General features: G+C 36.8%; 21 protein-coding genes and 1 pseudogene. All 22 read right to left on the bottom strand.

The genetic code is table 11. From position 1 onward, the window contains the following. Positions 1-17: 17 nt before the first annotated feature. Entirely contained in the window at positions 18-824 is an 807-nt protein-coding gene (locus tag HT719_RS04235; RefSeq protein WP_050262562.1) for a ParA family protein, read from the bottom strand. Between the two features lie 89 nt (positions 825-913). Further along, positions 914-2,590 (bottom strand): annotated as a pseudogene (locus tag HT719_RS04230) (relaxase/mobilization nuclease domain-containing protein). Beyond that, a complete protein-coding gene (gene mobC / locus HT719_RS04225) occupies positions 2,581-2,949 on the bottom strand; it encodes a plasmid mobilization relaxosome protein MobC (protein WP_172928363.1) in 369 nt (122 codons plus the stop codon). Before mobC ends, HT719_RS04230 begins: the two are co-directional and overlap by 10 nt. Positions 2,950-3,170: 221 nt before the next feature. Beyond that, positions 3,171-3,479 carry a hypothetical protein gene (locus HT719_RS04220; RefSeq protein ID WP_050223043.1) on the bottom strand — a complete coding sequence of 103 codons (309 nt, stop codon included), beginning with the start codon at positions 3,477-3,479 and terminating at the stop codon, positions 3,171-3,173. A gap of 48 nt (positions 3,480-3,527) precedes the next feature. Beyond that, on the bottom strand, positions 3,528-7,694 hold the full coding sequence (locus HT719_RS04215) for a PBECR4 domain-containing protein (protein WP_172928361.1): 4,167 nt from the start codon (positions 7,692-7,694) through the stop codon (positions 3,528-3,530). Between the two features lie 11 nt (positions 7,695-7,705). Further along, positions 7,706-9,055 carry a hypothetical protein gene (locus HT719_RS04210; protein WP_138703168.1) on the bottom strand — a complete coding sequence of 450 codons (1,350 nt, stop codon included), beginning with the start codon at positions 9,053-9,055 and terminating at the stop codon, positions 7,706-7,708. Further along, positions 9,052-9,279, bottom strand: a complete 228-nt coding sequence (locus HT719_RS04205; RefSeq protein WP_172928360.1) for a hypothetical protein — start codon at positions 9,277-9,279, stop codon at positions 9,052-9,054. Before HT719_RS04205 ends, HT719_RS04210 begins: the two co-directional genes overlap by 4 nt. Before the next feature lie 47 nt (positions 9,280-9,326). Continuing rightward, the gene (locus tag HT719_RS04200; protein WP_138703166.1) at positions 9,327-9,800 is read right to left on the bottom strand and encodes a hypothetical protein; all 474 of its coding nucleotides are present in this window, start codon (positions 9,798-9,800) and stop codon (positions 9,327-9,329) included. A 15-nt stretch (positions 9,801-9,815) separates the two neighbouring features. Then, positions 9,816-10,223 (bottom strand): hypothetical protein, encoded by a 408-nt coding sequence (locus HT719_RS04195; RefSeq protein ID WP_138703165.1) that lies wholly within the window; start codon positions 10,221-10,223, stop codon positions 9,816-9,818. Positions 10,224-10,300: 77 nt separating this feature from the next. Beyond that, the gene (locus tag HT719_RS04190) at positions 10,301-10,546 is read right to left on the bottom strand and encodes a hypothetical protein (RefSeq protein ID WP_172926298.1); all 246 of its coding nucleotides are present in this window, start codon (positions 10,544-10,546) and stop codon (positions 10,301-10,303) included. A gap of 17 nt (positions 10,547-10,563) precedes the next feature. Then, entirely contained in the window at positions 10,564-12,399 is a 1,836-nt protein-coding gene (locus tag HT719_RS04185) for a type IV secretory system conjugative DNA transfer family protein (protein ID WP_172928359.1), read from the bottom strand. Then, positions 12,396-12,944, bottom strand: coding sequence for a DUF3801 domain-containing protein (locus tag HT719_RS04180; RefSeq protein ID WP_172928358.1), 549 nt, complete (start codon positions 12,942-12,944; stop codon positions 12,396-12,398). The genes HT719_RS04185 and HT719_RS04180 overlap by 4 nt, the downstream gene beginning before the upstream one ends. A 1-nt stretch (position 12,945) precedes the next feature. After that, the gene (locus tag HT719_RS04175; protein WP_172928357.1) at positions 12,946-13,833 is read right to left on the bottom strand and encodes a hypothetical protein; all 888 of its coding nucleotides are present in this window, start codon (positions 13,831-13,833) and stop codon (positions 12,946-12,948) included. Beyond that, the gene (locus tag HT719_RS04170; protein WP_172928356.1) at positions 13,826-14,065 is read right to left on the bottom strand and encodes a hypothetical protein; all 240 of its coding nucleotides are present in this window, start codon (positions 14,063-14,065) and stop codon (positions 13,826-13,828) included. The genes HT719_RS04175 and HT719_RS04170 overlap by 8 nt, the downstream gene beginning before the upstream one ends. A gap of 10 nt (positions 14,066-14,075) precedes the next feature. Further along, a complete protein-coding gene (locus tag HT719_RS04165) occupies positions 14,076-14,756 on the bottom strand; it encodes a hypothetical protein (protein WP_050223049.1) in 681 nt (226 codons plus the stop codon). 12 nt (positions 14,757-14,768) lie between these two features. Next, complete coding sequence (locus tag HT719_RS04160) at positions 14,769-17,495, bottom strand: phage tail tip lysozyme (RefSeq protein WP_172928355.1); 2,727 nt, start codon at positions 17,493-17,495, stop codon at positions 14,769-14,771. Between the two features lie 10 nt (positions 17,496-17,505). After that, positions 17,506-19,869, bottom strand: a complete 2,364-nt coding sequence (locus HT719_RS04155) for a DUF87 domain-containing protein (protein WP_172928353.1) — start codon at positions 19,867-19,869, stop codon at positions 17,506-17,508. Beyond that, a complete protein-coding gene (locus HT719_RS04150; protein WP_172928351.1) occupies positions 19,811-20,185 on the bottom strand; it encodes a hypothetical protein in 375 nt (124 codons plus the stop codon). Before HT719_RS04150 ends, HT719_RS04155 begins: the two co-directional genes overlap by 59 nt. Positions 20,186-20,287: 102 nt before the next feature. Further along, a complete protein-coding gene (locus tag HT719_RS04145; protein ID WP_172928349.1) occupies positions 20,288-20,785 on the bottom strand; it encodes a hypothetical protein in 498 nt (165 codons plus the stop codon). Between the two features lie 75 nt (positions 20,786-20,860). Next, positions 20,861-21,610, bottom strand: coding sequence for a conjugal transfer protein TrbL (locus tag HT719_RS04140; RefSeq protein WP_172928348.1), 750 nt, complete (start codon positions 21,608-21,610; stop codon positions 20,861-20,863). 9 nt (positions 21,611-21,619) lie between these two features. Continuing rightward, positions 21,620-21,847 carry a hypothetical protein gene (locus HT719_RS04135; RefSeq protein WP_050971565.1) on the bottom strand — a complete coding sequence of 76 codons (228 nt, stop codon included), beginning with the start codon at positions 21,845-21,847 and terminating at the stop codon, positions 21,620-21,622. A gap of 80 nt (positions 21,848-21,927) precedes the next feature. Then, positions 21,928-22,347: a hypothetical protein gene (locus HT719_RS04130; RefSeq protein ID WP_172928347.1), complete on the bottom strand. Its 420-nt coding sequence runs from the start codon at positions 22,345-22,347 to the stop codon at positions 21,928-21,930. Positions 22,348-22,433 lie beyond the last annotated feature (86 nt).

Here is a 22,433-nt window from a genome sequence, read left to right as displayed (position 1 = left end):
TGTATTTATAAATATAATTATATTGTATCATAAATTTTTGAAAAAGTCTGCTCCAGCTCAGTGAAAAACTTTTTGTGTTTTTGATAAAGTTCAGGATTCTCCTCCATATCTGCAATAGAGATCTTATCAATCGTGGAATGATTGAATAACTCTTTTGCTGGTACAATTCCTAAAAGGTTATCTGTTCCCTTTTCTTTGGCTTCAAGTCCCAGGGCTTCCAGTAATTCTCTCGATGATCCGTAGTTTGGTCGAATCATATTTGCTAAGAAATATAACTCAGCAGTAATGTATGATTCTCTTGTACGATAGTCAATTACATCCTTTCTGAATGCTTCTAACCGAGTTGATAGATTGAATTTAGCATTATAACCAAACTCTGAAGGAGTCAATGGACTAATAATAGCGTGACTGACCGCAACAGCATTTTTAGTAGCTGTCGCAAAATCTGGTCTACAATCAATCAAGATATAGTCAAACTGATCCAACTTCTTCTTTTCGTAGTTATCCTCTAGCCAAAGATAAAGTAGCATATTTTTCTTATCGCTGTTCTCCAGATCTCGTTCTACAGTATCAAGTTGAACCGATCCTGGAATTAGACTGATATTTTCCTTGAGTGGCTTAATATCTACGTCACCTCCTTTGAAGGCATTCGCAATCGTATTCTTGCTTTCGTAAATATTGTAGCACTGAGTCAAATTACATTGATGGTCTAAATCTATAAAGAGAATTTTATGACCTTTGCGAGCCAACCATTCTCCATAATTAAATGTCAAAGTTGTTTTTCCAACACCGCCTTTGATAGCGGCAAATGTGATAATCTTCATTCTATTTCTCCATCCTTTTTCTATATTTCTATTATACCATTATAATTATATTCGTCAACATATTTATAATTATATTTATAATTATTTTTTTACAATGAAGTTTCTCTTTCCTTACGCTGCTCCACATTTTTCTCAATGTCTTGATGTAGCTTATAATCTTTTGTAATTGCTTCTACCCGTTGATACAAAGCCTGGCGCTCAAAGGTTGCCTCTTTAACAAGTTTATCAATCTCAGATTTGCGAGTGCTAGGATCTACTCTCAAGTCTTTCATAATAGCAATAGCTAGTTTCACTTCCTGAGGATCGCTTGATTCCAATGCAAGAAATGCAGACTGAATTTTATTAAGCTCACCCAAGCGTTGATCTAGTTTATCAAGCAAGTTATCTACTTCTTCCAGTTCCTCTTCAAAACGATTTAACAATTCATCAAATTGCTGTCCTTCTGTTACTCCATGAGCAGATAGATAATTATATTCACGAACAAGCTGATCCAAACTAGAGATTTTCGGATGTTTCCGAACAATCATTTCTCCATTATCATACGACAACTGGGAAGCGACTGTTTCTCCCTTCATATACCGATTCTTATCAGCGTGTTCAGGATTAACAAAATAGTAGAAATCATTTTTTCTGATAAAAATTTCATAAGAGCCATCTTCTGCTTTTTCAATCTGATGAGCTGGAATAAGAATTGTTCCCTTATTTCTAATCCCAAATTCCATTTCAAGATAGATCCCATTTTTTGTTTCTTCCATCACCTGCCATTCTTCAACTGTGATTCTCATTTCAAAATCATCTTCTCGTTCCGCAACCATTTTTTCATATTCAGATTTAATTTCATCGACAGAGAAGGTCACCTCGTTACCAACTACTCTCTCAGAAATTTTCTCCAAAGAATAATTTCCTTTTTTGGATAAAGTACGATCCCGAACATTTCTTGTTTGTTCTTGGTCAGTTAAACGATATTTTATTTCCTTCCCTGAAGTATCAACAACAAGATCTAAAGCTTTGGCCTTAGATTTAAAATCTTCTAAGGAGCTTGAATGTTTTAAAAGGAAATCTAAACGAGATTTGATCTCATAGCGAAAAGAATTTTTTTTGCGATAGGCATGATAGGTTTTTCAATTAGTCCATAATCTCTCTCTGAGAATTTTAGCTCCAGCTAAATCCGCATACTTATCTGAAATATTCTCTAAACTTTTTTTCGTTCCTTTCTGCCAACGAAACTTTTTTAATGTAACAGAATTAGTGGAATTGAAAATAATGTGATTATGAATGTGCCCCTTATCCATGTGAGTCGCTATGACAAATTCATGTTGTCCACCAGTTAATTCTAAAATTGTTTTTCGACCAATCTCATGAATTTCTTGTGGAGTCAAATCATCTTCAGGAGAAAATGATTGGATGATGTGGTGAGCCAAAACCCGATTCGGATTGTGAATGTCAGATCGTTCTTTTGTCCCTGCTCGTTGAGCAGCGTTCTTTTTTGTCAAAAGAAATTCTTCTGTCGCTGTGCTAGCGTCTGTAATTCCATAAGTAGATACAAGTTGCTTGACTACTCGGCCATCTTTAACCACTGCTGGAAATTCAAACTGTTCATCTTGTTCTAAGAAACTCGTTTTAGTTGGATTCTCGATATAGCGTAAAGCATTATCTAAACTTTTTGTATCAGTCAGCTCGACCGTCTTTGCTTCATCCTCAATATATTTTGTAGATTGTCCTAAAGAAGCAACTCCTTTTATCTGCAAAACTTTTGTTACAACCATCTGTCCTGTCCCTTGGTTTGCTTTTCCTGTTTTTGGATAAATTGGCTGACTGTATCTTTCAAATGTTTCTGCAATTCAAGAATCTGACTCAATTCATTTAGACTAGCCTGATTATCTTCGTTTACTTTTTTTGCGACCTGATTAATATTGACCCCTATCCGATTTATTTCCTTACGTAACTCTTTCAATTCTTCAAATTTTAAAATATTGACTTCTCCCATAATCAATAGGATTCGGGCAAAGGTATTAAAATTTGGCATTCCAGATTCTGCAACCTTTGTTGAAATAAACCGTGCCTCTTCTTCCGTTAAACGAATTTTTTTCTGAATCATTCGTTTTCGTTTTTCTCTATTTTTCAAAAAATCTTCACCTCTCTTCTGCTATTTTCTCTTGAGGGTCTCAGCCCCCTTTTCTTCTGGCAAGCATAGCACTTGGGTACCCAAATGCTGTTTTTAAAAAGGTCAAAGTTAGTCAGGGTGTCATCCCTGACTATTCTTGACTTTTTAAATCTTTGGGGAAATCCCCAATCCCCTAATCCCTGCAAGCAGGAATCTTGTTCTATAACGAGGGAAAAGTTTGATTAAACTTTTAAGTCTTCCAGTAGAAGCTCCATTGTATCAACCATCTCCATTTTAAGAATTTCGTCTTTGAGTTGCTCAAATCTCTCATCACTCATCCCTTCAATTTCTTTAAGTGCAATGGGATACATTTCTACTTCTTCTAGCTCATAGTTTGTTTTAATTCGCATATCTCTACGAAGAATGTAGAGACATTCTTTACGTGAAATGTGCTGGTTAACTTCATTCACTTTTGGCGAATCTGTAGCCTCCTCCTCAAAAAATATCTCCATTAAAAGATCAAAAGTTTCTTGTTTTAGATGTTCAATCATCTTCCGTTTCTCCTTTTTTGTTTTTCTTCCTACGGACCAATGCCTCCATTATCGAGGGCTGCTCAGGGACTTTTTTTCTTCCACCTGCTTTACAGCCTCCGCCTTTTGATTCCCCAACTGCTCAGATTTTTCTTTTGCCTGTTGGAGTTTATCAGCAAACTTATCTTTCGTCACAGTTTTATTTTTCACTAATTCTAACTTAGCATCCATCCGATCAATCAAACTTTTTGCTTCTTTCTGAACAACCTGCAGTTGTTCTACCATATCTTCAAAACCATTTTTATCCTTCGCCCAGATAGCTAAATAGCCAAAACTGTAGCTACTCGTATCAAAACCAAAATGATTAGCCACGACATAAGCGACACTTTCAGCTTGTAATTCTTGCTTACGATATTGGTCGTCCCCATATTGGGCATTGCTTCCTCTATGTAAATCTGCATGAGCCATTTCATGAAAAATGGTTTTTAAAATCTGTTCTTGACCCTTTAATCCTTTTGAAATAACAATTCGATTTTCATCTGGAGAGTAATAACCATTTGTGCTCTCTCTTTTAATTTCTTCAAAACTGATCGAAACCTGATTATCCATTGAAACAGCTTTGGCTGCTCGGTACAAATCTTCATAATCTTTAACGTCTCCAGTCAATTCATGAATTGCTTTTGGCAATTCTTTTCCTTCTGTTTGAGATACATCAAAGACATTCCCTAACTTAAATCGAGTAACAGTGACTGCCTTCTCTTCTGTTTCATTCTCAGACGGAGAAAAACTCAACTCTTTTTGATTAACAGGAATGCTTGTTTTCACTTGGTAAGGAACCCAAATCTTCAGAGCTTTTGAACCCTTTTTAACTGTTCTGTCAAAATCCGTTTTCCATTTATTAAAACTTGCAACACGGGAAACATTAGGATTTTGCATCTTCAGCAAATGAATATTGTTGAGTGAGTAGTTGTGAAACTTACTCATGGTATCCAAGAATGATTTAAACTGTTCTGAATCCAAGTAGTTCTTCATTCCCTCTTTCAAGTGTTCAGCTAAAGCTTTTGTATCTTTATTTGCGACTAACTGGGAAATGGTTTGTTCTGAACTTTTAGTAGCAATTGCATCGGTTATAATAGCTCCAGTTTCAGCTTCAACATCTGTCCTTCTTTCTCTATCTTCCTGTTTTTTATGAAGGTTAGAAGCACTATTGTATGGATCTGTTCCCTGCAACATCTCATCAGAATTGGAAATACCATCACCATCCAAATCACGATCCCTCTCATCTTTTCGGTTATACTGATAAATTTTTTCGTATGGATTATCTGGTGTATTTTGCGAATTCTTGACTTGTGTTTTTTCAAATTCATCCCGAATGTTTTCGATGGTTTGTTCAACTTTTTCTGATAAATCTTTAATTTCTTTTTGCCATTTTTCTACAAGAGCTACTTGTTCTTGAGGCGAATCTCTAACTCCCAACTTCTCAAACCAAGCAGATAAATTTTCAACTTCAACTCTATCCCTTCCATCAAAAGAGATAAAACCAAGACGGCTATCGTAACTACTATCTGTAAATCCGATGGGACTGTTTTTTAAATCTCCATAAGGGAGTTGAGATAATAGTTGATCTGCATAAGGAGTATCTTCCAAAGCGTAACTGAACTGAGAAATATCTAGTTCACTCACTAATCTCTCCAGATGATATTGATTAAATAATGACCCATCTATCTTCATCAGTTCTGGATGCTCTCTCATTTCTCGTGTACCAAGTCTTTCTTTATGAGCGATTGGATTAATCTCCTCACCAATATTGTAACGGATGCTATCCTGAATCAGTTCACCGTCAGGACTGTATAAAGCAAATTGAACCTTTGTAATAGGTGTATAAGAAGCACCTTCTACCTGGTTCATTCGATCACTTACACTCTCATGATGTTTGTCGTAATAGATATTATTCTGCTTATATAGCTCTGTTGCAAAAGACTGATAATCAACCAGCTCGGTTTCGCTAAAAGGTAAAATTGGCCCATCTTTATGCTTTTCTGCCCATTGAAGGCGGACATTGTAGTTATTTTTGTCAATCTCATTTGGTTGAATTGCCTCAAACAAGCCATTTTCCATAATGGATTGCAATTCTTTGCCCCCATCTTTAATATAGTCCTCATTGATTGATAGCTGTTCAATGTGGCCATTACGTTCACGGAAGATACCTAGAATAACTTTTCCATCGGTTTTCTCTACATCAACTTTTAAATCTTTCTTAATTTTCATAAGAGATGCAGGGACACGTTCTTCTCCTATATCTTTGAAAAGAAGTAGGAAGTCTTCATCTTTACTCTTAATAGCTTCTGAAAAATTAAGCCGTTGTGCTATTCTTACCTCATCTAAGTTATCCAATACAAACGATTTAGAATCAAGAATATCTTCCAACATGGGAATGACTTGTAATTTTTCTTTTAGACTATTACTAACCATTATTTGGTTATAGTTTCCTCTTCCTTCTGCAAAATCAACTACAAAATCTGAAGCTTTTTTCCCTTCCACAATAGGTCTGATTCCTGTTAAGTGTAAAAAGTTTTCTTGTTTAAAACTAACATCTAACAAATTTACTTCTCCATTATTTGAGTAAAAATAATAGACTTTACTATTTGCTAACTCTTCTAAATACCATTGAGAAGACCTCTGAATAGAGCCTGCATACTGATTCATTTTTTTTAAATCATCTTGCGTAATTGGATGATATTTTGAATATCTTCGTTGCACTTCTTCAAAGTTTGTGCTAAACTGTAAGTAACGATAGGGTGATGTCGGGTGACTGGTAACAGTTTGCTCAAAGGTTGCTGATGGTTCAGCTTCAGGTTCGGCACTGCCCACAGCATCAGGCTGTGAATAGCCCTCTCCACCACTGGCCCTATCATTCATTTGCTCCTGAGTACTCTCAGGAGTTTTTTCTGTGCTCTGAATTTGTTCCTGCGCTTCATACTCAGCCCCTGCTTCATGTACTTCCGACATAGTATGTTTCCTTTCTTTTTCTTGATTGACAATCCTTGTATATTCCTGATGGACTTCTTCCTTCGTCAGCTGCCTAGCTGAGACAAAGGCTTTTACATCATCTGCAGTTAGCTCTTGCGCTTTTGCAAGAGCTAGTTCCTTCTCAAAAAAGCCCTGGTAATACCAAGACTTTTCATCTACCGTATAAACATGTGCTAACTCTTTAGGAGTGTTATTCCTTCCCTTCAGGAAATCATTCCAATCTTCCTTCTCCTGGTCTCTCTGAAGGATAGGTGGAATCGCAATCTGTACTGGGATCCCCTTTTCCTGAAGACTAGTTATAAATTTATGTCCAGCCATATCATTATCTACAGCTAAGGTAATCATATCCTGATGCTGACCATCTTTAAAATAGTTTGTTGTTCTGGCTACTAATTCTAGAGCTTTCCCTGTATTCTGATTGATTTGATAGGATTTATCATTTATCTCTGCATACAATTCCATAAACCGTCTACTAATAATCCCATCTTTTACTCCATCCATAGCTACTAAGCGAACATCCTGAAGCCTATCTTTATGGAGCTCATAGTAGCTCATAAGATCGATTGGAGCTTCCGCAAATACCAAACGTTTAGGAGTTCCAATATCAATTGAGAAACCTAGTTGTCCGTCTGAATTTCTCATAATTTGTTTTAAACGCCCACGTTCAGGATAGTGCTCTCGATTCTCTACTATTCCCTGAAGACCCGCTCCAGCTAAAAAGCCTGTATTGTCTTTATATTTAAAGACGATCACAGGCTCAAAATAGTCTCCTTTTTTTCGGATTGCTTCCGCTATACTGCCTTGGCTAATAAAAAAGTTAATCGTATCATCTGAAAGGCCTCTCTGTGCCTTCAAATAGCGTCTAGAGGCGCTGAAATCCTGACGCTCATATCTTTCCAAGTGATAGCTAAAAGGCTCTTTTGAGGCCGTCTGAGCTTCTACATCGACTGCCTTAAATTCTCCAGTTTCTAAAAAATGCATCGCCTCCTTGTAAGAAACACCTCGTATGGTTTGAACTAACTGAATGACATCTCCAAATTCAGTTCTTGAGTTCCAGTAAAATTCATTTTTCTTTGCATCTATTACAAAGGAATCATGTTCTACCCAGTTATAGCTATAGCTACCTGTACGCTTTAACTCCATGCCTAGTTGCTCTGCAACAGAAATAATAGATAATCTTTTGGCTTCTTCTTTGCTTAACACCATCTGTTGTCCCCCTACAATGAAAATTCTGGCTCTTCTTTTTCTGCTGCTATATCTTGTCTCTGTTCTTTCTCAAGTTCTTCCGCTTCTACAAAGCGTTTTAAATCAGGAAAATGGAGTTGGGCTTGTTTTAGCTTATCCTGAACTAACAAGTTCTCATCGATATGATAGACTGCTTCCTGATGGCCATTAAATCCTTTCTCTAAATCAATATCATCAAAGCGGATAACAGCCAACTCTGTCAAACTTCCCTTATACCAAGCTCCAATCTCACTTTCAAGATAAAACCGAACGGATTCTCTATCTTCCGTCTTTGTATCCCGTAAATAAGCTAGTTCCCAGCTTTCACCCTGAGAATAACCAATAACTTCTTGAACGATTAACTCCTGATTATTCGTTCCTAAAATCTGGTTAATATCTCCTAAACGTGGTACTAGAATTTCCTGAGCTAATGAAACGACTTCTGTACGATAGTTGAAAAACTCATATTGTTCTCTATCTTCTACATAGTTCCTAACAAAATCTGAATAATGAGGGAAATGTTCCTGAAAACTAGGTGAAATCATTCCATAGATATAGGCTTGTTTTACTGTTTCAAACTGGGCTATTTGATAATATGAGGGATCAAGCTTGCCCTCTTGATTCAATAGTTCCTTGATATTTTCTGGAAGTTGAATTGGTTCTGATTCTGGCCAAGTTTTCTTAGAATAGTTGATTACTTCTTCATAGAGAATCGTATCAATCTCTGGATTCTCCATTTCAAGTAAAGTATCTACAATTTGAGCATATTCTGAAAGATTGGAACGATAATCAGTAATCAAGCCATCTTTACGAACCTCCCACTCCTCAACCTGAGCATTTTCTGGAGTTCGTAGCAACAATACCTCCTCAGCTTTTAAATCCACTCCAATAACTTGATCGCCATTTGGTAATTGATCCATCTCCAATTCCTGGATCTTAGCATCTAATTGATTATTAACCTGAAGCAAGTCTTGTTTCAAGTGAAATAATTCTTCTGCATTGGCCTTTAATTCTTCAAAATACTCTCTGGAGATTTTCACTGGTTGAACCAATAAATCTTTCTCTCTTTGTTCTAGAGGGTAGGAAAACAAGTAGGGAGCAACTTCTTTGAAGTCCTGGTAGTTCATCCATTTTATAGATTCAGTAACAATCATATTCTGGACATCGATAACATCTGTATGAGGTGTAATCCAACCAGCTAAAGCCAACTCTTTTACTGCTTCAGATAAGGGGTAAGAAGGGATATGTTCTAAAATCCCCTCAAAATAACCAATCCCTCGTGCAGTTTCCTCCTCAACTTCACGCTTCATTCGTTTAAATTGTTTTTGTGGTAGTATATTCATTCTATTTCGTTTCCTTTCTTTCCGTTATCTGGGCCGTAAAAGGTGTCTACGATACCTGCGGAACGTAAAGCCGATTCCAATGCTAATCTAGCCAACTCAGAAGCCGCAATTGTTCTCACTTTCACTTCCCATAACTCTTCTTCCTTCTCCTTAATTAAGTTATCCATAAACTCATTATCTTTAATCAGCTCATCTCGCCGTTGCTTAAGTTGTTCTAAATTCATTTGATTCTCCTCACCAAAAAAACAGCCATTACGGCTGCCTTGTACTTTTAGGTATTAGAAATTGCAAGAGATCCCAATGTTGCTCCTAACGCACACACTATTAAAGTTGCTATAATGATTGGACTCAAAAGAACTCTTGATATTGAAATAATTAAAAAGAAATTAACCACTATGACTATGGCAATAATAAACCAAATGGCATTTTTTATTTCTTCTCTCTTATAACTAGACTTATTTATCATTGAAAATAATATAGGTATTATAAAACCAATGATAATTAACAAGATTCCAAAAAACAAAAAGTGCCATGAAATATTATTTTCATATGACATGACATTAGATGCAATTGACACATCTTTCTGATTTATCATTTTATCAATATCAAAATGATGTGTTAGTTGCTTATTTAAATTTCCCAGATTAAGATTAAAGCAAATGACAACTATTGCATAAATTAATTCTATTGCCACATAAGGCGTATAAGGGCTTTCTAATACTTCAAAAAATCGATCTCTATACAAATTTATCTCCTATATTCAAGTATAATGTTCTTCTATATAGCGTTTTAAAATGAGATATCGTCTCAGTAGCAACGAATAGCTAAAGTTATAGATTAAAATAGTCAAAAATAACAAAACTATAAATAGTGCAATACTGATGCTCAGTAACACACTTTCATGCAATTTATTGGTAGGTACACCTGTTAAAGGTGAAAATAAAATTGCTAAAAGTCGTTTTAAATCATCTGAAAAAATAATGGTTAATACAAGACCTACCAATAATTTCCAGTTGCGAGAACTCCTTTCCTTTTTTATCTCTAGCTCTGTCAATTCTGCTAATAATGCCTCTTTAGACTGCTGGTTATAGTAACCCAAGGCTTCTCTGTATCGACGTTCATGCCGTTTCGTCCACATTTCATAATAATTTTTTATGGTAGATTTCATAGGATTATTACACTCCTCTCAATCATCGCTTATTCTCCATTCATTATATCACAAAATACTAAAACACATTGTGCTATCTAGTTCTTAATTTCTATATAGCCAAGTTCATCTGTAGAAAAACCAACAATCTTATAGAAACCTATGGCTCCAAAAGTTTCTAATAAATGAGTTTCCGCTACCCTTTTAGCTGTATTAAAATCACGGAAAAAACCTGCATGAGCAAAATTTTCATGCCAGGTTATTTTTTCGCCTTCCTGATGCAGCCACACATACTGATCCCAATTTATAGCAATTAAAACGCAATAAGAGTCATAAAATTCCATTGGATTTCCTTTCTTTCCTAACTCACTTTGAGAGGAACTTCCTCAACTTCCTTAATCCCAATATGAATAACATTTTCTTCCCCAACCTGGGCTTTCCACTCATCAATATCGCTTAGATAGCGCTTGTATCGATACCAGTTCTCATCGGTCGGGCCATTACTTAAGAGGTAAGCTCTTGGATGCGTGTCCAGGTTAAATTTTTGATCTCGAAAAACATTTTGTTTGGATAGGAAGAGTAGGGCTTCTGTTGTTCCAATCGTAGCCACCTCATGCGGTGTCAACAGTTCTCGACCAATTTTAGAGTTCTGCTTAGAGCTGCTGGCATTTCTTCCTCTGCTCTCACTATAATTCTGATCATTCAGAGTTTGCTTCCCTGATCGCTCAGATAGGTACTTAAGCGTGTCTAAGTCATTGGATCCTAAATAAAGAATAGCACCACAGTTATTGATAATCGTCTTCGTATTTTCTTTACCATATAACACTTCAATCTGACTTTGAGATTGCACCATCATCTTGATAGAAATCTCTCGAGAACGAATAACTGAGATAATTGGTGGTAAATTAGGAATCTTCCCAATCTGACCAAACTCATCTGCCCACACCTGTAGATGCAATAAGTCTTCCTTGATTTTTGTTGGATGCTCACCTAATATAACTGCATCTGCAGTTTTTATTAGCACATCAAAAATGGTACTAAAAAGAAGGGCAGATAAGAACTGATAAGCTGGATTCACTTCTGGAATATGAATAAAAACTGCTATTTTCTCAATATTCCATTTTTCAATCTCCAGTGTATCCTTTTCAATAATCTTTCTTAGTTGCTCATGATCAAATACTGAGAAAGTTGTTGCAAAAATGGCATAAACAGAAGCTCGTGTCTGACCATCAAAGTTTTTATTAAATAGCTCCCACTGCCTGCAGGCATAATTCCCTGGTCTCCTTCTCTCCAGATCTTCAAACATCAATTCAACCGGACTTTCCGCTTCTGGATGATTCCGTCTCAATTCTCGAATCATATCTGTAACCTGCCCTAAATTAGGTAGATAGTGATCGAGCTGACCATCAAAATAAAGATAGCCAATTAGAGAACGCATGAGTAGTTTATTAGCTGCAGGCCAAAAAGGATCACTTTCATGACCATTTCTGTTGAGAGACTCTGTAATTGCCTCTGCCACTCGGTCTATATCCATTTCATTATGAATATATCTAAAAACGTTGAAGCCATCTGAATTCAGGAAAGTAATCAAATCAAAAATCTTCATCTTATAGCCTTTTTCTACAAGTGATTTCCCTGTTTCATGAATCAAAATCCCTTTAGTATCTGTAGTTACAAAACTAGAGTTAGCTTGTAATATATTCGGTTTTACAGCACTACGTGTCTTTGAATCCCCTGTACCTCCATACACCAGAATATTTTTATTAATCTGATTTTCAAAGCTCAAGCGGTTATTAAATAGTCCCATCTGACTGTTCTGGGTAAAAATCATATTTTTTTCAGGTTCTTCGTCTCGGAATCTCATCAACTCTTCTCTCGTCGCAAAACGAGCTGATCCATGTTCTTCTCCATAACGGTAAATCCCTGTATCCGATACTCTCAAATACAGCAGAAAAGCAATCAAAAATCCGCCCATACCAATTAATAAAGAAGCTGGAGTAAATTGAAAATCAAACCAAGATTTATCGTTTAGATGGTCATTCATCCAGTTAAGCTTTCCAAATCCAAATACATCCGTTACTGAATCAGTATCTGGTGCCAACAGCCATAGTTTAAAGAACCAATGAAAGAGGTAGAATAGACCAATTCCTAACAACAAATACGGTCTAAGTCTCCGTTTCTTCTTTTCTGTAATCACTTCATTTTTCCTCCAATCTGTGGTTCGATATTTTCTGGAATAACAAACTCCTTCGTATGAATGTTTACCTGGAGGGAAGAAATTTTCTTTTGCTCCACTGCTTTGAAATGTTGCAATTTCTCCTCAAAAGAAGTCGTTTTCCCATTTTTAAGGTTCCGCTCATTGAATCCTCTCGGATCTCTTATGATGCCTTCTAGGACATCCTTAAAGGCTTGTTCGACAACTCCTTTATCTTTTGCATTGAAAGCAAGAGTTGTCTTACCATCAGGGTGTGTATAAAAAGAAAAGCCAATCCCGTATTGGCCAAGTTCTTTTCGAACTGCCTCGAGATTGACTTCATTATTTAGTAATTGCTGGACTTCTTTCGCATCTGCCGTTGCCATGAATTTATTCCAGTCTGTCTCACCAGTAAAGAGGACATTTTCCCCTCTGGCTTGATACATTTCAACTGCCTTAGAGCTCACCAGAAAGAGTCCTTTTAAGATGATTTCTCCTGTCACAAGAGTTGCCCGTCCTAATTGGGCTACCACTTGTTCTTGTTCCATTTTAGCTCACCTCTTCAATTTTAAAATAAAGATCCTTCAGTTGACTAGCTTGTTTCTCTTTGGCAAGAATCTGTTGTCGCAACTCATTGATTTTGTTTTGGCACTCATTAATTTCCTCGTTTGCTTCCTTAATAAACTCTTCGTTAGACTGAATTTTATGTTTAATAGATTGCTTATAAGTAACCGTCTGAGCCTCAAAGCTATCAATAACCTCTGAAGGTAAATTTACTGAAGTCACATTAGAAAGGGAGAAGGAAGGCTCAACATTCCCCTTATCTTCTTTAACAGAAAGAGGGCTTTTCTCTTCCTGCGTTGATTTTTCAACAATAGAAACTACTTCTTGTGTGGGCATATCTTGTGAAGCTTCTACTAGTTCTTCCTCTTTTTCATCCAATCTACTGAAGTCTTCTGTAGTCCATTCACTGGAAGAATAGGTATTTTTATCTTCCAAATGTACTTCCTCTCCAACCTCATCTTGAGGCTTCTGAGAAACTAGCTCAGCAATTCTTTGACGAGCTAAATTCGCCTCTTTCTTTACCGTTAGATCTTCTAGTTCAGGAGCTGGTTCTGGTTGGGGTTGAGATCCTGGTGTGCCTAGTGAAGAGTTCTTTTCTTTATGTTTTTCTAAAAAATGAAGAAAACCTCTCTTTTTCTTTCCAGCACTCATACCAAAATTTTCCAACAACTGATCAATGATACCAACAAAAGGTATTTCAAGACTTTCTTCTTGTAGGATTTCACCTTCAGAATTGAGAGAATAAAGTCGATAGATTCCATTTATTTTATTACTCTTCATTCTCTCGTTTATGATTTCTAACTTTGAAAACAAATCATCTCGGTTCTCAAATGTTTCCTCTTGATTAGTCAATTGATTAATAATTTTATACATGGTTCACTCCTTGGTTACTTGATTGTGCTGTAAGGATTAGTTCCTTCATTTCCTGATAGGATAAGCCACTTTCTTCTGATAGAGCAACAAAAAGCTGTGCTTCCAAATCTTTTTCTTGATTTATGTAATTCTTGATTTTTTGATCTGCTTCTTCTTTTTGTCGTTGCGCTTTTTTCTTATCTTTCCTCACTTTCTCAAGCTTACCTTCAAGTTGTTCTATTTTTTTATTCATTCCATTCTCCTTATTGGTTACTACTAGTTGCGGTTGTTGGTTCAGAAGATGTAGGTGTTGCCGTCGATGTAGAGGAAACTGGAGTCGCGCTTGAACTGCTAGTATCTGTATAGGTTCCTATACTTTGTCCTCTCGCTTCAGTCAATACAATAGGCTCTATTTTATTGATCAATAGTTTCCCTGATTTTTCTACATAGGTCAACCGAATTGTAGCCTTAGTACTACCAGTAAGCCCCTTAGAAGCCCTATTATCTTTCTCTGTTAGGGTGGTACTAGTATATTGAACCTGAGCTAAAGCAATTTTATGTTGTTTATCAATGTAGATAGATCCTGATTCAAAAGCTTGGTCAACCACATACCCCTTATAGGTCTGATTAACTGGTTTCTGTTCTTCTTGAATAGTTTCCTGATACATGGAATCTGTCATAAAAGGCTTATAACGTGGGCGATTCTCTTCTAAATCCTTCTTCGTATAGTAAGCAATCAAAAAATCTTCAACCTGTTGCTCAGAAAGAGAAAGTTGTTCCTGCTGTTTCTCTTCTTTATCTTGCCTCACCTCTTCCTGTCTTTGACTAGTCTGTCTCAAATTCTGTTGTACTTGAGCAATAGAATAACCCAATACAATACATAAAACAGCAATGAATCCCATAAAGAATCCCTTTACCATTTTGATTAATTTTTGATTATACATTCTTTTCCTTTCTTATTTAGGGGTAACAAAATAGATACCTGATTGTGGTTTCAAAGTACGCCAACTCGACACATATAAACCACCAAAGTTCATTTCTGAAACCAAGAAACTACCATCGCTATTAACGTACTCACAAAAAGCAACGTGACCATAGATTGGCGATGCCCCAGCTACACCATTCATGAATACAGCTGCAGAACCTGGTTTAGGAGTCGTTGAAATGTCATATCCTTGCGCTTGGCCACTATCAACCCACTGATTGGCATTGCCTAGATAGGGATGAATGCCAACTCCAATTTGAGCAAAGCGATTATAGACATACCAAGTACAATTCCCTAGTGCATAAGCGTTACCTGAATAGCCTTGTCCTTCTAAAAGTGCTTGATCGGTAGGTAGTCCATAAGGTAGCTTATCTTTATATTCTGCTGGAACTTGCTTGCTAGAAACACCTGTTGAACCTCCTCCTTTATTTTTTAAGAAATTTAGCCATTGACGGGCTGCAGATTGCCTTTCTAAGAGTTTGTTTCCTGGAACTCCTAACCAAGCATTCAAGAAGTCCTCCGCAAGAGCTTCTACGGATCCAGTAGACGTTACAATTCTTCTGAATGCTGCACGCCTAGTTGGATCATCTTCCTCCAGAAGAAATTTTGTTTGGACTTCCGCAGACCAAATATCTCCATCCACAGATTTTGCAAAATTCCACAATGCAAGAGCACGAGGACCAGTAAATTGACCAATCCCAATCCCGATATAGTGCAAACCGTTGACTAGATAACCTCTTTCATTTAGAGGCAAGGTAGGGTACATAGCTTGAAAGGCTCCCCAATTACCAACTAGATTTTCTGCAGTTGGTTCTTTAGCAACTTTATCGAACTGATTATTGGTTAGAAAGTCTGTTTCATAGCGTTTAAAGGTAATGGAACTCTCAATATCAAATCCTCCCAAAACGGCTGCGATTCCTTCATCTATTGCTTCTGGTATATTTTTTTTGATTGTATCCGCAAAAGCTCTTGCACGTCTTCCTTTATCTCCAGATGTTTCAATATTACTGACAACAGACGTTGCTTGGGTATATTCTACACGCTGGAAGTAAAAACCGACATTGACATAAGTCCAGCTCTTCTTGATATTCCCATCTTTATCTTTCTTGTTTGATCGATCAGGTTCTAGCTTTTGATAATAAACAGTTTGATTCCCTTCAGGTGCTACTTTCCCGATGATCTCTCCAGATTTAACATGATCACCTGTTTTATAGCGAATCGTATCTACATTCTTATACAGAAACTTAGAATCCTGATCACTAATTTCTATGTCACTCCCCTTAACTTCAACTTTCCCATCTAAAACAGCTAACAGAGACTGACCTCCTGAAGCCTGCAAAACAGAGCCATTAAAAACTTCCGTCTTCGATTTATATCCAAAACGCTCAATAATCTGAAGAGGTGCTTGTGATTCAGGTTGTTCTTCTGTATAAAATGGATTATCTAGTTCTTGAAGCAACATATATTTTCCACTATCTCTAGCAATTTCTAAGAGTTGTTTATACTCCTCTAACTCGTCCTTGTCAAGCTTATAGAGATTATTTTTGGTATAAAGCTCTTCCATCGTTTTAAGATTGTCTTTATCCCCACTCAAATTCTTCCATAAGGTATCTAAGTAAAGTTTTCCACGATTCTGTTGTGAAAAATACTTATTCCCGTCTATACGAAGCTTATCTGAAATATCATCATACTTATAATTCAAGTACAAAAGCGGATTGTCAATTTTTGTCCAATAATCTACCTTGTCATTCGATTTTTCACGATCTAATTTTGAAAGATACAACCAAGTATCATTCAAATCAAATTCATCTTGACGGGTAATTCCTGAACTACCGATACCAAGTATAGCCAGAAACAAAAGCAGACCAAAAGCAATCAGATAAGCCTTTAAGCTAAATGGATTGTTGATAATAGCTTGAAGCGGTTTAGAACCTACACGATAAAACTTCCTCGCTTTCTTAGCCACTTTCCCTGTTTTAGAAGCAGCCAAGCGTTTCTTATAATCCTGAATACGACGAGAGAGTTTTCCTTCCCAAGAAAATTCTCTTGGAGTTCGAGTGAAACCTCTACCCTTAGCCTTATTGTAGGCTCTATTTCCAAGGCTATAGCTCGATTTAACCATTCCTTGGCCAAGTTTACCGCTATACTTCCCAATCGTTTTGATTCGTTTCCCTTGAATCTGAATATCCTGATACCGATATTTAGTTCGTGCTATATCTGACAGTGTATCATCCTGTTGCGCAACAGAGCTAGCCTGTTGATTAGCAACTCGTTCTACAGATTGTTTTGCCACACGAAGAAACTTCTTCTTGCGTGAACCACCATTAGCCTCTTGAGCGACTTTAAAAGTTCTTTTAGAAGTTTTTTTCTCCAGTTTCGCCTTATCCAATTCCTGCTTAAGGAAGACCTGCTTTTTAATTTCCTCTGGACGAAGTGCCTTTCCTTCTTTTCCAAGATTTCTTCCTTGTTTCTGGATATTCTTGTACTCTTTTTGTATTTTCTTGAGCTTGTTCTTAGAAGCTCGAAATTGGCTTCGACTCTTCTTTACCAACTGACGTTTAGAGTTGGTCTGAGATTGTAACTTCGTAAGTTGTTTTGCGCTATCTTGTTGAACCGTTCGGTAATTCTTACGAACTTTTTCTAGCTTTCGATCTAACCTATGACCGATTGTTTTTGGTCTGCCTTTCTCCTGATCCATAGTAAGACTCCTAAGCGTCTGTTGCGACTAAGTTATACAACTTAGTATTCTTTGGTATTGGATTTTCAAATGGCACCACAACTGGCCCAGCTACGATTAAGCCAGTACCTTTAGCTTTTGGCCGTGCTAAGTAGCGAATCTGTTTATCAGTCAGATTGACAATCTCTTTTAGGATAGCCAAATCTTGAGGTTTTTGTTTGAGTAAAATCATAAACTCACTATTTGAGAGCAATTTCCGACCTTCTTCAACAGCAGCTAGCGTTTCTACGTTCTGGGTGATTCCTGTTGGAATCGCACCATATTTCCGAATCCGTGAATACAACGTAGTAAAGAAGTCTGCTTGAGCCTTATTTTTAAATAGAATCTGCATCTCATCAAAGTAAACCCATGTAGTACATTTCCCTTGATTCTCTACAATTTGATTCCAGATATAATCCTGAATAACCATTAAAGCAAACGGCTTCAACTTATGAGACAACTTCTTCAGATTAAAGATAACAAAGCGATGATTGAGATCCACGTTGGTATTGTGAGCAAAAATGTCCTGAGAACCAGTTGTATAGGTTTCTACCGCTAAAGCTAAGTCTTGTGCTTCGGGTTCAGGTTGTTCTTTCAAGACCTGGTGCCACTCTTTTAAAGTTGGAGTATAATGATCTGTTAAATAGCGTTCATAAGTCACACCTGTCACTCGGTCAATAATCCCAATCTGTGCATCTGTCACCTCTGACAGAATCGATTCAAACAATCCCATCAACAAGTTTGCTTTATCCCCTATTGGATCGTCATCCTCATCATCCAAACGATCCAGATCTGGTAGATCCAAAAGATTGATATGTGTTTTAGAACCAATCGAAATATCCACCATCTGAGCACCGAAAGCACGGCCAATATCAGAATATTCATCTTCGGGATCCACGATGATAACTCGGTCTTCTGGATATTTCAGTAAAGTTGGAATAACTTCTCCACCCTTTATTGTTGTAGATTTACCAGATCCTGAAGAACCTAACACAACTCCTGAACCCGTGTTCAAATCACGTTTTCGATCTAGTGTAATGATATTGTTTGATAACTGATTTTGACCATAGTAGCGAGCGAGTGAGCTTTCAGACTTTAAGTCCACGTTGGTAAAAGGAACTTGCGTAGCAATATTAGCTGTCGTCATCTTTCTCATAAAATTCTTCTTCACATTCAAGAAGCACTCCCCGATAGGTAAAATCGTATTCAAAGCCTCTTCTTGATAATAATAAAGATCTTCAAACTCTACCCCTAATTTACGGCCAGCACGCTTAATCTTCTGTTCGTTACGTTGTAGTTCCTCTTGGCTCTCTGCCCTAAAATACACTGCAATCAAACCAGAAAAGATTTTCTGATCATACTCAGTAATCTCGTCTCGCCACTTCTTGGTAGCTTCTGAGATTTCTTGGTCACGACCAGCCACAACCGCATCATCAAAGATACCAGATTGAGCGGCCTTACGTTTAGAACGAAGTTTCCCAATTTCAGCATCCATTTCTGCATCGTTAATCTTTTCTAAGATTTCAACATTCTCATAAGGTTCTGCATGGATAGTAATAGCTAGTTCAAATCCTAGTGTTGTTAAATCCCGAATGAGACGATCAGACATCCAGTTTGGATAGCGGTGGGCATAAAGTACCTTGACCCAACTATCATCTATAATCATGCGTTTTTCTTGAAATTCAATCCTGTTTGGGGCAATAAATGATTTAGTGGATAAACCTGTCAAAGCAATTTCTTTATAATCAAAATTGACATATGGATTACCTCGTAGTAGCTCAGAAAAGACTTTTAGACGATCCAAACCATTCATATCCCTGAATGTAATATCAGATTCCTGGAACTGAGTCCCTAGGGAAACTCCTATATCTTGTAGGATCAACTGAGCCTGTTTTCGGTCATCCGCATTCGTTGAAATGGTCACATACTTATGTACCTCGAAGTTGTTAGCGTGTGTCGTAAATCTCTCCTTGATCATCTCATTTAGCTCTTCACGATAGTCATCGTAGCCATCGTTTGTTTCTTCAAACAAGATATTCTGTAAGGAGTTATCCGATACTCGACGGTTAATGACTAAGAGCTGATAGTTACTGCCCTCATCCAGTGAATTAAGAGCATCCATCGTTGTATCGATGATACTCTCTTTTTCATCTTGTTGAGCTGTCGAGTAAGAAGCATCTCCCAGCATAAAGCTACGAGAATACTTCTCACGAGCAATGTGCATCAATCCATCTTCGTGTAGATGTGTGTAATTGATCGTATTTTGCGTCGTAGGTTTCATCTGACGACGCAAGCGCTCAATTCTTTTCTTTTCTGCGTTTTCTAGTTTTTCTCTTTTGCTTTTGAATAAACTCATCTTTCGTATACATTCCTACCTTTCCAAATTCTGTCTCATAGGTTCTTTGTTGGATTCGGAAAAAGAAATTGATTTTTTCTTTAATCCGCATTCGCTTGGTCATTCCCGTACTATACATTCCTCCAGGAACGACAAATAGAGCATCCCAAAGATAAATGTACCAATCAGGTAAACCAAAGAAATAAATAGCAATTGTCCCTGAGACAGCTATTATCAAACACAGGTATAAAACAAGCATTCTAGTAGTTAGGCTAAATAGAATCGGCTTGTCCTCATTTTCAAATTCTCTTAAAAATTCTGATCCAATTTTTTTCAATTAGTTTCCTTCCCATCAAAAAAACAGTCCGTTTAGAACTGTTAGTGTTATGTCAGTTATTTATCATGTTCCTTTACAAGCATAACTACAGGAATCTCATATTCATAACCCCTCAGTATCGAATAGGCTTCTGTTAGCCGCTTTTTGTTCCTGAAAATAGCGTTCAAAGTTTTCATCTCCTTTGAAGACCATTTTACCACGAGCCATATATTTAATCCACTGTTCCAAACGGTAAACATACTCTGTTTGACTGATACTATCGGCTATAACACAGTGCTTTATATCTTCCTGAAGAAGGGTAAGAATTCTCATGCCATAAAAAGCATCTTGCTTAGCTTCTGCATAGCGCCAAGCATAAATATATAGTTCATTACCATAACTACTCATCCGAACAGCACGAGGGATTTCATCTATCTTAACCCTACCATCCAATATCCACTCCAATAAAGGCTCCGATAATAATTCATGTTCATAGGCAAACCAAGAAAGACGTGTTATTTCTTGTTCAAGAGAAGTTATTTTATCCTTCAACTCTCTTGTCCCATGTTGCTTTTGTAAATCATTAAATTGTTTATTTCCTATCTCCTTTAACGTTTCCATTGATAGTCACCTCTTTCTATAGAAAATCTCTAAACATAGGTAACATCGATTAATTCTAATTTTTCTACACATAGATTAAACTCCTATAAGTTGCTTGGCTTTTCGACTAGATCCAACCATGACAAAGATATAGATAACCCCCTTGGCAATTGAAGCAAAGGCCGTTCCCCAAGTACCATTGTCTGCAGTCGTAACCTTGAGGATATCTGCTGCAACAATCGAATCGTATACAACAGAAACAATAATTAGGATGACACCAATAAGGGCAGAGGCCGCAAAGTATTTCAGGAAGTTAATCGTAACAGATCGCAACGAATCCATCATAAAGAAGGCTACTAACAATGGAGCTAGGGCTTTAAGCATATACAAATCTAAGTAACGTAAGAAAACAATAATCCCTAGAATAACGTTAGAAACTTTACCGACAATAAAACCAACAAATTCAATAATATGTTTTTCAAACCAACTTTTTCCACCTGAAATATTTGAATCAATGGTTGTTTTAACAGTAGGTGCTACATGTGCAATTACCTTTACAACAATATTAAGCAATTCCAGAATGGCATCGCAAATTTGAGATGAAGCAGAGATCATGATTAAGGCAAATAAATATTTCATTAAAGCCTCTAACCAAATCTTCTGTGTTAACGCTCCCTCTCTGGACTTGACCATTTGTGACCATGATTCCATTTCAAACCAGAAAAAAAGACCTAAAAGGATATACCCAATAGGTCTGACTGCATCAGCCATCATATTTACAGCTTGGTTTGTCGCAGAGCTGTAACTGGAAAGAGAACTAGTTAGTTCTCTAATATCTAAATTCATAGGCTACTCCTAAAATTTTATCAGATTTAGTGCTGCAATAATTGCTGCTGAAATTCCCGCAGAAGATAGGGCCAGAAATGCACCATGAGTCATAGAATCAGAACCCTCATCTCGTCTTTGCTTATCATTATTCTTTCTTCCTTGGATAAAGTCATATGAACCATTCCAGATCCAAACAAGACCTGTAATTGTTCCAACACCGCCTAGACCAGCAAAAAGTTTTGTAAGAATTTCCATTTGTTTTACCTCTTTTAATTTCTTTTTTTATAACAAAAGGCACTGCAGAGATTTCTACAGTGCCAAACACAATACTATTTTTATAATTCATCAAATTCTTCACGATAAATCGTCCGAACAGTAGCTACTAGAAGAGTAAGTACAATCATTATCGGAACTTCAATATTTGGATATGGGAAGAAACTAACAGCCCCCTTGGGAGCTTCAAATATTTGACCGTCAGTCATCCATGGTTCAGGGGACCACCCCATAATATTAGAATAGTACCATCCAAGAATAGCTGATAAAAATTTTTCACTGGATTCTTTAAAAAAATAGTGTACACAACCTAACAACGCAATTAACACAAGTGTCAGACATATCTTTCCTATAATCCAGAATAAAAACATACCGACAGCTGATTTCACAACATTAATACACCAAAGAATGATATAAAAGGGAGCTGTAAAAATCCTAATAATAGCTACCCATAACCAAGAAAAATCACTCCCTAATTTCATAACTCTACTCCTCCACGATTTATCGTTATTATAGCATAAATCGACAACCTTAACAATATTTTTATATTCCCGACTTTATCACTTAA

The organism is Streptococcus sp. k-378 (assembly GCF_013277505.1).
Lineage (GTDB): Bacteria > Bacillota > Bacilli > Lactobacillales > Streptococcaceae > Streptococcus > Streptococcus pseudopneumoniae.
The sequence above is the reverse complement of the archived record's forward strand: the minus strand, read 5'-3'. Positions and strand labels throughout refer to the sequence as shown.

Coding starts and splice junctions, on each gene's coding strand:
- HT719_RS04205 (WP_172928360.1), bottom strand. CDS start 9,279: ATGAATTTAGAACAACTTAAGCAACGGCGAGATGAGCTGATTAAAGAT.
- HT719_RS04160 (WP_172928355.1), bottom strand. CDS start 17,495: ATGGATCAGGAGAAAGGCAGACCAAAAACAATCGGTCATAGGTTAGAT.
- HT719_RS04215 (WP_172928361.1), bottom strand. CDS start 7,694: ATGGTGTTAAGCAAAGAAGAAGCCAAAAGATTATCTATTATTTCTGTT.
- HT719_RS04195 (WP_138703165.1), bottom strand. CDS start 10,223: ATGAAATCTACCATAAAAAATTATTATGAAATGTGGACGAAACGGCAT.
- HT719_RS04140 (WP_172928348.1), bottom strand. CDS start 21,610: ATGAATTTAGATATTAGAGAACTAACTAGTTCTCTTTCCAGTTACAGC.
- HT719_RS04170 (WP_172928356.1), bottom strand. CDS start 14,065: ATGAATAAAAAAATAGAACAACTTGAAGGTAAGCTTGAGAAAGTGAGG.
- HT719_RS04135 (WP_050971565.1), bottom strand. CDS start 21,847: ATGGAAATTCTTACAAAACTTTTTGCTGGTCTAGGCGGTGTTGGAACA.
- HT719_RS04210 (WP_138703168.1), bottom strand. CDS start 9,055: ATGAATATACTACCACAAAAACAATTTAAACGAATGAAGCGTGAAGTT.
- HT719_RS04235 (WP_050262562.1), bottom strand. CDS start 824: ATGAAGATTATCACATTTGCCGCTATCAAAGGCGGTGTTGGAAAAACA.
- HT719_RS04220 (WP_050223043.1), bottom strand. CDS start 3,479: ATGATTGAACATCTAAAACAAGAAACTTTTGATCTTTTAATGGAGATA.
- HT719_RS04130 (WP_172928347.1), bottom strand. CDS start 22,347: ATGAAATTAGGGAGTGATTTTTCTTGGTTATGGGTAGCTATTATTAGG.
- HT719_RS04190 (WP_172926298.1), bottom strand. CDS start 10,546: ATGGAATTTTATGACTCTTATTGCGTTTTAATTGCTATAAATTGGGAT.
- HT719_RS04145 (WP_172928349.1), bottom strand. CDS start 20,785: ATGGAAACGTTAAAGGAGATAGGAAATAAACAATTTAATGATTTACAA.
- HT719_RS04180 (WP_172928358.1), bottom strand. CDS start 12,944: ATGGAACAAGAACAAGTGGTAGCCCAATTAGGACGGGCAACTCTTGTG.
- HT719_RS04165 (WP_050223049.1), bottom strand. CDS start 14,756: ATGTATAATCAAAAATTAATCAAAATGGTAAAGGGATTCTTTATGGGA.
- HT719_RS04175 (WP_172928357.1), bottom strand. CDS start 13,833: ATGTATAAAATTATTAATCAATTGACTAATCAAGAGGAAACATTTGAG.
- HT719_RS04155 (WP_172928353.1), bottom strand. CDS start 19,869: ATGAGTTTATTCAAAAGCAAAAGAGAAAAACTAGAAAACGCAGAAAAG.